We start from the raw sequence: 12,499 nt of genomic DNA, 5'->3' as shown, positions 1-12,499 counted from the left end.
ATGCGCGCTTCTGCTGATGAACTCGGTCGACGTCGACTTTCTGTCGTCATCTGGTCCGTGCTGATCCTGGCGTTCGCGGGCATTGGAATGCTCGCGAACGCCTTCCGGCCCCTCGACGATGTTATCGCCTCTGCGCGGTTCTCGGTTCTGGAGCGGCCTGCCAGCCAGAGTCTGACGATCGTCGAGATCGATTCCCGAAGCCTCATCGCCGCAGAGGCCTGGCCATGGGATCGGCGACGGTATGCCCAGGCGATCGACAATCTGATTTTGGCGGGCGCGACCCTGGTCGCGGTTGATGTCGATTTCAGCGCGCCGTCGAACCCCGCGTCCGATCAGGCGCTGGCGGCGGCGGTATCGCGCCACCCCGGCCAGGTGGCGTTGGCGACCTTTGAGCAGATGGAGTCATATGGCGCCGGCGAAGGACGCAGATCGGGCAATCGTCCGATCGCGCCGCTTCTGAATGATTCCTTGCTCGCTTCGGTCAATGTGCCTGTGGATGGCGACGGAAGGGTGCGCCATTACGATTATGGCGCCTCAGATGAAGCGCCGCCATCGGTCGCGGCCCTCCTGGCCGATGCCGCGGTGCGACAGGGCGCTTTCACCGTCGATTTCGGGATCGAGCAGAAATCGATCTCCCACCTCAGTTTCGAGGACGTCTACAGCGGCCGCTTCGACCCCTCGCTCGTGCGCGGCAAGAAGATTCTGATGGGGGCGACGGCCTTGGAACTCGGCGACGAGTTCGCCACGCCCGTCGGGCTGTTGCCCGGCGTCATCATCCACGCCCTCGCCTACGAAAGTATCGCTGGCGGACGGGCCTTGATCAGCCTCAGCCCGCTGGCTCTTCTGATCCTCTGCGCCGGACTCGTCGCGGCGCTGCAGCCCGTCAGAAGCGGGGGCGCTGCTCTGTGGCGGTTAGTCGTGCGCCATGTCGCCGTCACGGCCTTGATCGTGATCGCGCCGGTCGTGCTTCAGGCCTTGTTGCCGGTTAGCATCGACATCGCCGCGCTTCTTTTCACGCAGACACTGATGGCGATCTGGGCGACCCGCGTCGAGCTGACGAGGCAGGCCAAGGCGATCGTGCAGGCGCGAGAGGCCGGCCTGCTTCATCTGGCGATGCATCAGCCGGAAACCGGGCTTCCAAACCGCCGAGCCCTGCTGGCGGGCATCGACGATCTCATCGCCACAGCCGAGACGAACGTCGCCGTCTTTGCGATCGGCGTGGATCGCCATGCGGAAATGCGCGGGGTCGTCGGTTATGACGTCGCCAACACCTTGATGGTCCAGCTTGCCGATCGCTTGGCCGATTTGGCCGAAGTGGACCGGGTGGCGCAAATCGCGTCCTCGGTGCTCGCCTTCTCGCGGGCCGATCTGTCCGCCGATCAGCAACACGCCCTGGCCAGATCTCTTCGCGCCGTAGAGACGACCTTCACAGTCGACGGCCAGCCGCTGGATCTGTTCGTCCGCATCGGCAGCGCCTCGCAGGATAGGCAATCGGCGAGCGGCGACGCCCTGATCGAACGGGCGACGACGGCGCTTAACCAGGCCGATCTCTCGGACGACCGTACGGTGCTTTATGACGAGGCGTCCTTTGTCGATCCCGACAACAACCTCGCCCTGATGTCGGAACTTCGCGACGCCCTGCGCACGAGCGACGTCAGTCTGCACTATCAGCCCAAGCGCAAGACCTCGGATGGCTCAACGGCTTCTGTCGAGGCGCTCTGCCGCTGGCATCATCCCGTTCGCGGTCGGATCGGGCCGGACCTGTTCATTCCCATCGCCGAACAGACGGGACAGATCAGGGCCCTCACCGAATGGAGCATCGTCAAAGCGATCGAGGATCAGGCCGCGCTCAGGGCTCGGGGCGTTCATCTGGCCATCGCTCTGAACGTGTCCGGACGGCTCCTTGTGGACGAGGCCTTCCAGGCGCGTGCGCTCCAGTTGATCGAGGGCTGTGACGCCGATCTGATCTTCGAAATAACCGAAACCGCCGTCATCGAAAACCCGAAAATCGCGGCCCAGGCGATCGCGGCCTATCGGGCGGCGGGGGTGCGGATTTCGATCGACGACTACGGCGCCGGCCTATCTTCGCTCAGCTATCTGAAAATGCTGAACGCCGACGAGTTGAAGATCGACCGGTCCCTGATCCTTGATGTCCTCGACAGCGGGCGTGATCGCCTGATCATCAAATCCACCGTCGATCTGGCCCACGGCTTAGGCATGACCGTCGTCGCCGAAGGCGTTGAAACCGAGGAAGTCTTTGACGCCTTGTCGGCTCTGGGATGTGACACCATCCAGGGCTACTGGGTCTCGCGACCACTGCCTTTTGAAGGTCTGGTGAGTTTTTTGACACCATCCGAAAGCACAAAAGTTCTGTCCGACCCCCATCTAGGCACCGCTGCATAGAGCTTGAGGATCGTAACATGAAGCTTGGGGCAGCACGCGATTGGTGCTCGTTACAGGATTGATGATTCTAACGTGCAGAAAATCGGGCATATTTTCCCAGACTACGAATCTGAGGGGTCGGGCGTTCGAATCGCTCCGGGTGCGCCACTTCTTCCAATGACTTGATGATCCGCGCGCGTGCTCATGGACGCGTGGTTACAGTCGTTCTGCACCATTCTTTGAAGTCGGCGCTCGGCTGGGATGGTCTAATCGGCATCCAGCACGTCACCGGTTCGCGAACCGCGCCGCCGAAGTTATGTGGCCCGGTCCATCGTTTGTTTTGATGGAAGACATGGAAGCGCGGCGGACGGTTTTGATGGCTTTGCGAAACCAGCGTCAGTTTATAAGTTGAAAACTCAGTCTGAGGCCGCCGGTAATGCCTTTGACGCCCATGCGCATGCAGATGGCGCGCAGGTGGGCGCGCACGGTGTGGATCGACATATCCATCTTTCGGCCGATGTCCTTCGGGGCCTCGCCTTGGGTCAGATGGGACAGGACCAGGAGTTCGGCCCGGGTCAGACCGAAGATGGCGCGTAGCGGCTCCATAACCTCCACACCCATGCAGTGGGCCGGGCGCGCCGTGGCGAAGATGCGGTCGATCGCATCGGGCGCCGTCGCCAGATCCAGCAGGCACCAGGCGTCATCGCCGGCGCGAAACAGAAGGCGGCCTTGGGATTGTCGTCCTTCCAGCAGACGATTGACCAAGGCGTCGAAGTCGCCCCGATTGCGATGGGAGGAGCAAATAAAGGCGCCGCCAGCGCCCAGCACACCCGCTGCAATCATGGCTCTGGCATTGGCGTTGGCATGGATCACGCAGCCCTGAGGATCCAGAACGAACCGGGCGAGAATGTCATGTTCGAACCAGGCGGTGCAGTCCGCACGGGGCAGAGGTGTCGGATTTCCGGTTGATCTGATTGGCGTCCGGCGCTGCTCAAATTCTCCGTGCAGGATTGCTGAAACAGCACGGCCGTCTTTTCGCGACGACGCCGCTATCTTTTGCTCATACATTTGCGCCACCCATTTCTGCAGGCTGTCCAAACCCGGATCGGGCTGTCAGCCTCAAGCTTACGATCTGTGTGTGCCGGCTCCTCCAAACAGCCGGTTCATCGCGTTAACTTTGTTACCAGTTTGACGGTCGGGTGTTAATCGCCGCTATGGGCTAACCATGATGGGGTATCTCTCGTCAGCGGCGCGATATGTCGATGGCGAGCACATCCTGATAGCGACCGGCCATCTGATCCTTGATCTTGCCCAAGGTGAACAGCATCGGCAGCGATATGCCGGCGAGGGTGCGGGGCGGATCGACCTCCTTGGTCCAGGGCGCCTGTAGATCGACCGGCGTCCCGTCAAGCTCGACGGCGTAAGCGACGCTGGACGGGGTCTCCGCGTCGCCCTGACGCTGCATCAGGCCGCGATGTTCGGACGTGATCGCGATGATCGACGGTGCATTGGCGCGGACCTGAATGAAGATGCGCCGCGTCAGGCCGGTAGAGGCGTCACCGAAATCGACCACCTCCACACTGGAACCCGAATCAAAGGCGCCGGCGGCGCCAGCCAGATTCAGTTGTGCTCGGGGCGTGGAGACCAGCTGCATACGGACCGGGATTGGGGCAAGCAAAGCCGTCCCATCAGCGTCCTTGACCAGCAGCTTCAGGTCGCTGGCGTAGGTTCCTGCGTCGGGCACGGCGTCCACGACGATGGCGGCGTCCAACTGCGCCTGACCTGTCGCTTTGCCTGCGAGAGTGTAGCGCAAGACCCCAGGCTCGACGTCAGACGTCTGAAGCCCCGACGCCTCTCGCGGGCGGAACTGCACCCCCACCCCCCCAAGCGCCAGGCCGGACACAATCGCCCCGCCGTCGTCCACGACGGACAACCGCAGCTCGCAGACCTCGTCTGCCTGGTTCTTCAGGCCCAGATCGATGGCGCCGCTCGACGGTCCCGCAGCGAAGGGATTGTAGTTGATGACGACAGTGCTGGGGCTCTGGGTCAGGGCAAGGTCGCAGGCTCTCGCCTTAGAGGCGGTCACGGCCAGAATAGCCGCCAGGACCAGCGAGACGATGACGGTCAGCGTTTCAGACCAGGTTGGAACCCGGATCTTTCGGTCACCGTGCGCCTTACGCCTACGGCGACGGCGGAGACGTGCGGATTTCGCCGACATCGACTGTTCCTTCCACTCTCTCGGGAATGACGAATTCTCCCACCACGGCGCCCTGGATCACCAAGCGATAGCGGCCCGGAGCCAGGCCATCGGCGACGAACCGTCCGGACCGGTTGGTGAAGAAGGGCTTGCCCTCGGCATCGGCCGGTGCGCCTGCCGCCTGGATGACGCCGCCGGCCAGAGCGACCGGCCCATTGGCGGACATCAGGACGCCTCGCGCGGTGCGCGACGCGTCGCTACCCACCACGAAGCGGTAACCGTTGCCGTAGCCAGGGAAGATGTTGATGACGCCGCTGCCCAGGTCATAGCCCTGCGGCAACGGATCGGCCTCGATCTCGTAGCGATTGACGCCATAGCCGCGATCCAACCCGACCAGAGCCGGCCCCAGCCATCCGCTGTGCGCGACCGTATAGCCGCTGGAATCCGTCAGCTTGATGCGCGAGCGGGACAGGGTAGGGTGGGGCGTTGCGATGACGAAGCCCTCGCGCGCCGAACGTCCCACGCCAAAGGCGCCGTTGGCGTAACCGATCATCGTCGACATTCGCCACAATGACTCCTGGCGCGTGACTCCGCCGGGCTCGGACGAAACCAGCCGATTCGATACGAGTTCGGCGTCGAACCGATTATTGATGTAGCGCAGGTCCGCCGTGATCGCTTGGTTGGTTCGATCTTGCGACAGCCGCAGGTCGCCGCTCAAGTCGTTGAGGCGGCCCGAAGATGCGCGTGACACCCCAACCTCGCGCAGGTCGTTGTCGGTGTCGTAGCGCGCGGTGGTGCTCCAGCGCCCGCCGAAGCGCGACGTCAGCGTCAGTCCGAAGCGGTCCTCGTCGCGGCCATCTTCGGTGGACCCGCGCTGCCAGGCCAGATTGACCGCGAAACGACGGAAAGTGCGGCCCAGGCCCAAGCTAAAGTCGGTGCGATCTTTTTGTTCGCGACCCTTTACGAAGGCGACGCCGCCGCTGATCGAATAGTCACGAAAACGCACAAGCAGCCGCGCGGCGGCGCGCCATTTCTCGTTGTTGAAGGCGGACGGGTCGAAGGCGCTCTGAAAATAGCGGCTGGTCGCCTGGGCCGACGCCACAAGGCGCGCATCAGCGTTCTTGCCCAAAGTCCTTTCAAGGAGATAATCGACAGAGGCGACGTAGCCGTTTTTTCCGGTGTCGCCGTTGTGGCTGGCGGCGCTGCTCAGCTGGATCAGACCCAGTTTGGAACCCCATGTCGCTATTGCGCCGGCTTGCCCCTTTCGGTCGGCGATCTGAGCGTTGACGCCGACGGTCAGAACATCGGACAGGCCCTTGCGAACAAAGCCACTCGCGGCCAGCGTCGAGCCGTACTGAAGATCTCCGCCTTCTTCCAGCAGTCCGGCCGACACGCCAAAATCCAACACGCCGCGATCCAGCAGCCCGGCGCCGCCGAACAGGTCAAACACAGCGATCTCGCGCCGACCGCTGTCGTCTTCGACGAGCAGGCGCACCGTGTTGGCGCCTTGCGCGAAGGGAAAGTCGCCAATGGAGTAGGGGCCGGCGTCCAGACGGATCCGTTCCGCCACCACGCCGTTGACCTCGACGACGACCAAGGCCGGACGGTCTAGGATGAACTGCCGGCGCCCTGCGGGACGCACGTTCTGGAAGGGTCGAATGGTTGAATACGCGCGTGCGGCCGATAGCCCCAAAAACCTTTGCGAGCCCTGAAAACTGTCGATAGGGGGCGCGAACTCGCCGGCGGTCAGACGCACGGCGGATTTGAAGATGTCCTTGGTCAGACGGATTTCGCGGCGCTGCCAGCGGCCTTGCGTGTTGTTTCCGTCGTAATCGACGCCGGTGGTCAGCGTGACGCCGTCAAACCCGCCGAGGTTGGCGAAAAAGTCGATGCCGCCCTGTAGCGGCGAAAAACGCGTGTCGGTGTGGGAGTAGAGTTGGGCCAGGGTGATATTCGCGCCAGCCGAAAAGTCCGCCGGTTGATCGAAGGCGGCAGGGTCGATCACCGGGGTCTGGGAGAAGCCGACATCGCGCCGTGCTCGGCTTTCCGGCGTGGATGTCGCAACGAAGGTCAGAGACAGGGGATCGAAGGTCAGAGAGAAGGTGTCGCTGACAAGGTCCGCCATATTGACCTTAGTCTGTGTCGCGATCCGGCCTGACAGAGTGGTGAAGAGTTCGGACCCGATCTGAGGCCGCAATAGGTCCAGCAGGGCTGTCGCATCCACCAATCCCTGGCCCTGGGCGTCGACCGAGCCGCTGATGTCGCCAAGATATTTGCCGTCGAGCGTTAGCGGCCCCTGGATCGGCGTAAAGACCGAGGACGGCCTGACCGAAGGAGACTGGTCCTGAATGGGCGGCGAAGCTTCGGTGACTGGGCGTTCGCTTTCGTCTCGATCGATGGCTACGACGGCGGAATAGTCCGGCGGCGCCGTGCGCATGACCTCATCGGTCAGCACGACGGGAGCGGCATGCGCCACGGTAGCCAACCCGCCCCCCATGCAGGCGACGGCCCCGATGCGGCGAAAGGCGGTTCGCGCTCCGGACCGCCCGCCCTTAAAGGACTTGCGGGCCATCGCCGGCCCTCACAGCAGCACGATAGAAGCGGTGAGGTCGCCGGATGCCGATGCGGCGAGGGCCGCCGGTATCTTCACCTGCCGCGTGGCGCCGCCGGCGATCACGCTGACCTGTCCGACATCCACTTCGGCGGCCGGCACCTCATGCGACTGTCCGTCCGCCGTCTTCAGGATGATCCTGGACTCACGGATATAGGCGAAGCCGGTCCCTGAATTATGGGCGGTCAGGATGACGTCGCCGTTCGGCTCGCGCGATACCGCAGTGACCTGCACTTCGGCGCGCGCTCTGGGCGGGGCTACGAACACATAGGTATTGATCGTGAAGGCGACCTGAATGTCAGCGCCGACGCCGCCGTCGCTGGGCGTTGTCTGCATATTGATCGGCAATTGAGCTGCGCGGACCAGATACATACGGCCCTCTTCGGTAGCGTCGCCTGTGTAGCGGACTTGGATCACCTGCTCGCGATTGGCCGGGATGACGGACTGGACAGGAAACACCGTGATGTCTTTGTCGTCTTCGACCAGAGACCGGGCGCCGTTATCATCGACCTGCATGCGATAGGTCTCGATTTCGACCGTCGCTGGTGTGGCGCTGTCGTTCCTGACGGTCATCCGATAGCTGGACCCATTGCCGGATGGCGTGATCTTCGAGATCATGGGCGACACGTCCATGGCCTTGGCCGGTGCAGTCGCGCCTGCCATCAGGACTGTCGTTAAAGCCGTTGCGGCCATCAGTGTCGCGAATACACGACGTGTCATTGTTGCCCCCGTTGTGTTGTCAGACTTCTCACGAAGAAGCAGGGGCCGTCCGAGGGCGGCCCCTGCATTTCGCGACGATCAAGCGGGATCGAGCGAGAAGGTGAAGGTTTCCGTATAGGTTCCGGCCGGAGCCGAAGCGGCGCCTGGACCCGAGGGGGAGGCAGCACAACCCGAAGAGCCCGGGTTGCTCGGATCGCCCTGTGTTCCGCCCACACCGCTGCCGCCGGGGACGTTGTAGCAGAGGTTCAGGAACAGATCGCCGAAGACGCCGTCAGCCAGTTTTTGGCCCGGCCAAGCGATCTATGCCGTCACATCGACGGATGCGGATCGACAATGGCTTTTGCGCTGTCAACAACTGATACCCGGCGATGACGACAGCATAGGGTTTGCCGCACACCGAATGGCGGACCGTGTTTCGTACGAAGCAATGCTCCAGATTCACCACCTGACACCCTGCGAAAAACACATCGTGACGATGATGTTGGCGGGGATGGAGACGGGGCGTATTGCTTAGAAGCAGGACATCTCCATTGAGACACTGCGCACTCACATCAAACATGCCTATCGCAAGTTGGACGTCAGCAGTCGTGGCGAACTATTCGCCAAGGCTGTGGACTTCGCGGGTCTTTAGGCAGTGGCACGATTCGGCGGAGACGTAGGTTCCGTTTGGCGGGCCATTGCGTGAACATGCCGTCCGGTCCGCGACGCAGCGGCTGATCGAGCTACCCCTTCAGGGGCGCTCCAATTTTCGTGGCAATCTCCCGGCTCGCTATCGGCGCCGGGCAGATGCCTTGGTGCTCGCGCGCGATTGTACCTGCGAGAAGCCGTAGAATGGATATGGCGCCGGCCACACGAACCCTTAACCGTGCCTGATATACAACCCGTGATAGTAATCGTGAGGTTGGCATGCGGACGTTCGGACCCATTCCTGCTGCAAGGCGACGCGGGCGCGAGGGCGTGGCGGCGGTGGAGTTTGCGCTGGTAGGGCCGATCCTGGTCCTGCTGCTGATCGGCATCGTCGTTTATGGCGGCTGGTTTTTGATGGCCCAGGCGGTTCAGGCCCTGGCGTCGGAGGGCGCCAGGGCGGCGATCGCGGGGCTGGACGCGGCCGAGCGCGACGGTCTGGCGCGGCGCGAGGTCAGCGAGGCGGTGCGGGGCGTGGCGCTGAACCCCAAGCACACGACCATCGAGGTGATGGAGGACGCCGGCCGGCTGCGGGTCGTCGTCGTCTATGACGCGAGCGACAGTCTGATCATGGCGCTGGGCGGAATGCTGCCGCGTCCGCCGTCTGTCATTCGGCGGTCGGCGGTCATCCATGTGGGCGACTATTGATGAGCGTCCGGGCGCCTTGTCTGCGGCTCCGGTTCGGCGCCGATCGGCGCGGGGCGGTGGCGGTGATCGCGGCGGTCGCAGGCGGCCTGCTGTGCCTGTTCACGGCGGCGGTGATCGACCTGGGCGTTCTGGTTCTGCACACGCGCCGGGTTCAGGGGGCGGCGGATCTCGCGGCGCTGTCGGCGGTGCGAAACCTGGCGCAGGGCGAGGGTGCGGTCTTGCGCGCGGCCCAGGCGACGGTCGAGGCCAATGTGGCGCCCGACGTCTCGGTCACGGTGGCGACGGCCCTGGGCGTCTACACGCCCGACCCGGCCAAGGCGCGCAATGACCGGTTCATGACGGGCGGGATGAAGCCGAACGCCGCGCGGGTCGAGGTCACCAGCCGCGCGGCGATGTTCTTCACGCCGCTGTTGCTGGGCCGCGATCAGGTGCGGGTCACCCGCCGGGCCACGGCGACGACGGGCGGCGGGATGCCCAAGGCCATGATCGCGATCGGGTCGCGTCTGGCGCGACTGGACGGCGGCGTGGCCAATCAGGTGCTCGGCGGCCTGACCGGGGCCAAGGTCTCGCTCAGCGTCATGGACTATCGTCGTCTGATCGATCTGGACGTCAATCTGCTGGGGTTCACCGACGCCCTGGCGTCCGATCTGGGCGTCCAGGTCGGCGACTATGACCGGCTTCTGGCGACCCAGGTCGACGCCGGCCGTGCGCTGAGGGTGCTGGAGCGGCTGGCGGGCGGCCAGGACGGCGGGGCGCTGGGCAAGCTGGCCTCGGCCTCGGTCGGAACGAAGGTCAGGCTGAGCGACCTGATCGGGCTGGAGGCGCAATCGCCCCACGGGATCCGCGAGGGGCTGGACGCGTCGGTCTCGGCCATGGATCTGGTCATGGCCATGCTAGAGGTCGGGGGCGGGGACCGACAGATAGCGCTGAACCTGGGCGTGCCGGTCGGGCTCGCCGATCTGAAGACCAGCCTGGCGATCGGCGAACGGCCCAATCGCTCCCCGTGGCTGACGGTGACGGCTGACGGCCAGCCGATCATCCGCACGGCCCAGGCGCGGCTCTATGTGCGGGCCAGGACGGCGCAATCCCTGTCGGGTCTGGCGCGGGTCGAACTGCCGATCCTGATCGAACTGGCGGCGTCCGAGGCGCGACTGAAGTCGCTGTCCTGCGATCCGACGCGCGCGGTCGAGGTCGATGTGCGGCCGGGCCTGGCGCGCGCATCGATCGGTGTGGTGGACGAGGCGAAGTTGGGCGATTTCAAAACCCTGCTGGCGCCCCAGCGCGCGACCCTGCTGTCAGTCCTGGGCCTGGTCAGCATTGCGGGCAAGGCGGATGTCGAGGCGGCGGACGCCGGCTTCAGATCGCTGAGGTTCGACGCGGGCGACATCGACAATCAGCGCACCAAGACCATGGCCTCGCGCAGCTTCGCTAGCGGGGCGGTCGCCAGCCTGCTGGCGCGGCTGGACGTGGATGTGAACTTGATCGGCTTGGGCCTGGGGCTCGGCGACCTGACCAAGGCGCTGGGGCGGCTGCTGGAACCGCTGGGGCCGGTGCTGGACGGCGCGCTCAATCCCGTGCTGGACCTGTTGGGCCTGAAGCTGGGCGAGGCCGATGTGACGGTCCACGGCCTGTCCTGCCCGACGCCGGGGCGCGCGACCCCGCGTCTGGTCGGCTGAACCTTAACCGCGGGCGGGACGCAGACCTTCAGCCGAGGCCTGCTGCATGGCCGGACGCTTTTGACCGCCCGAGGCGATGATGCGGTCGATGCGGGCCTTTTCGGCGCGGAAGGCGGTCAGGTCGGCGCCGGCCAGTTCGGTGCCTTCCTGGGTGCGCACGCCGGCGGGATTGATCCGCTGGCCGCCGCGCCACAACTCATAGTGAAGGTGCGGGCCGGTGGAGGCGCCGGTCGAGCCGACGTAGGCGACGATCTGACCCTGGCTGACCCGCTGGCCGGCGCGGATGCCCGAGCCGTAGCGCGACAGGTGGCCATAGCCGCTTTCCAGTCCGTTGGTGTGGCGGATGCGCAGCCAGTTGCCATAACCGCCCCAGCGGCGCGCCTCGACTACCACGCCATCGGCGGGAGCCACGACCGGCGTGCCGGTTCCGGCGGCGAAGTCGATGCCTTGGTGCATCTTCTTGTAGCCCGAGATCGGGTGGGTGCGGAAACCGAAGTTGGAAGACACGCGGCGGAAGCTCTGCAGCGGCGTGCGCATCATGGCGGAGCGCAGGTTCTTGCCGTTCGAATCGAAGAACTGGGCCTCCTTCGCGCCGGCGGGCTTGAAGCGATAGAAGGTGACGCCGCGCAGTTCGGCGTACATCAGGTCGCCCACGTCCACCGTGCGTCCGGCCTCGGTCACTTCACGGTCGAAGACCATGGTGAACTCGTCGGAGGCGCGGATGTCGCGCTGCATGTCGAACTTGGTGGCGAACAGGCGGCTGGCCGAACGAACGATGGAGGCGGTGGCGCCCAGTTCACGCGCGCTGGCCGACAGGCTGCGCTCGACATCGCCCTTCAGGACGACGGTCTCATGGGTGACTTTTTCTTCCAGCGAACGCAGGCGCAAGGCGCCGTCGAAGCTGCGCGACACTGTCAGTTGCGACGCCGGGCCGGTGCGCATGGTCAGGCCGATCAGGCGGGCGTCGCCCCGGCCGTTGCGCGGTTTGGCGATGGCGGTTTCGAACTTCAGTCCGGCGCGCAGATCGGCCAGGTCGAAGGCGTTGGCGACGGTGGCGGCGACGGCGCTGGCTTCTTCGGGGGCGACGCCGGTGCGGCGCACGGCCTGTTCGAAGGTTTCACCGCGGCGGATCTGGACGTTGACGGCCTCGGGCGCCGTCAGGCCGGCGGGCGCATTGGCGGCGGCGAAGGCCTTGGCCTCCATGGCCGCCATCTGAGCCGAAGTCAGGGCGGGAACTTCTTCGGCCTGAGCGGGTTGATAAGCTCGACCAGCGAGCATCGCCACCGAGATTGCAGCGGCCGCCGTGAGCATATGCGGCGCGAGCCGCGTCGGCTGGCGGCGTGGGTCGAACTGAGCCATCGGTCCCCGTCGTATTGCGACGCCTTCGGCGCCAAAGCTTTACTCGTTCTCGAAGATCGCGCCGTATCGCCCGTGGCGCGAAGGCGGTCCTATACCGCGCTTGTCTCATTTTGGAAAGCAGACCGTTACAAACGGTTAACGTGCGTCAGACAAAGCTCGACGGTGAGGGGATCCCGACCTGTCGATTCGCCGTTATCTGGCCCAGCTTGACCGGCAGGAAGC

General features: G+C 64.7%; 8 protein-coding genes and 1 tRNA gene. 4 read left to right on the top strand and 5 right to left on the bottom strand.

All coding sequences use genetic code 11. From position 1 onward, the window contains the following. Together E4341_RS01115 and E4341_RS01110 are read left to right on the top strand one after the other, a co-directional pair. Entirely contained in the window at positions 1–2,403 is a 2,403-nt protein-coding gene (locus tag E4341_RS01115) for an EAL domain-containing protein (RefSeq protein WP_165114487.1), read from the top strand. 74 nt (positions 2,404–2,477) lie between these two features. Next, positions 2,478–2,550: transfer RNA gene (locus tag E4341_RS01110), tRNA-Arg, on the top strand. Between the two features lie 228 nt (positions 2,551–2,778). On the opposite strand, the gene E4341_RS15410 is transcribed toward E4341_RS01110, so the two are convergent. The 4 genes from E4341_RS15410 to E4341_RS01090 form a co-directional block, all read right to left on the bottom strand. Next, positions 2,779–3,480: a LuxR C-terminal-related transcriptional regulator gene (locus E4341_RS15410; protein WP_205751331.1), complete on the bottom strand. Its 702-nt coding sequence runs from the start codon at positions 3,478–3,480 to the stop codon at positions 2,779–2,781. A 145-nt stretch (positions 3,481–3,625) separates the two neighbouring features. Further along, the gene (locus E4341_RS01100) at positions 3,626–4,468 is read right to left on the bottom strand and encodes a hypothetical protein (RefSeq protein ID WP_165114484.1); all 843 of its coding nucleotides are present in this window, start codon (positions 4,466–4,468) and stop codon (positions 3,626–3,628) included. 94 nt (positions 4,469–4,562) lie between these two features. Beyond that, positions 4,563–7,151 (bottom strand): fimbria/pilus outer membrane usher protein, encoded by a 2,589-nt coding sequence (locus tag E4341_RS01095; RefSeq protein ID WP_165114481.1) that lies wholly within the window; start codon positions 7,149–7,151, stop codon positions 4,563–4,565. Between the two features lie 9 nt (positions 7,152–7,160). After that, a complete protein-coding gene (locus E4341_RS01090; RefSeq protein ID WP_091751352.1) occupies positions 7,161–7,853 on the bottom strand; it encodes a fimbria/pilus periplasmic chaperone in 693 nt (230 codons plus the stop codon). A 963-nt stretch (positions 7,854–8,816) separates the two neighbouring features. On the opposite strand from E4341_RS01090, the gene E4341_RS01080 reads away from it, so the two are divergent. Together E4341_RS01080 and E4341_RS01075 are read left to right on the top strand one after the other, a co-directional pair. After that, positions 8,817–9,242 (top strand): TadE/TadG family type IV pilus assembly protein, encoded by a 426-nt coding sequence (locus tag E4341_RS01080; protein ID WP_165114478.1) that lies wholly within the window; start codon positions 8,817–8,819, stop codon positions 9,240–9,242. Next, a complete protein-coding gene (locus E4341_RS01075) occupies positions 9,242–10,918 on the top strand; it encodes a TadG family pilus assembly protein (RefSeq protein ID WP_165114475.1) in 1,677 nt (558 codons plus the stop codon). Before E4341_RS01080 ends, E4341_RS01075 begins: the two co-directional genes overlap by 1 nt. Before the next feature lie 3 nt (positions 10,919–10,921). Here E4341_RS01075 and E4341_RS01070 read toward each other — a convergent pair whose 3' ends face one another. Beyond that, on the bottom strand, positions 10,922–12,277 hold the full coding sequence (locus E4341_RS01070) for a M23 family metallopeptidase (RefSeq protein WP_165114472.1): 1,356 nt from the start codon (positions 12,275–12,277) through the stop codon (positions 10,922–10,924). Between the last annotated feature and the right edge of the window lie 222 nt (positions 12,278–12,499).

The organism is Brevundimonas sp. 'scallop' (genome assembly GCF_011045535.1).
In the GTDB taxonomy this organism is placed as follows: domain Bacteria; phylum Pseudomonadota; class Alphaproteobacteria; order Caulobacterales; family Caulobacteraceae; genus Brevundimonas; species Brevundimonas vesicularis.
This window is presented reverse-complemented; position numbering and strand designations above follow the sequence as displayed.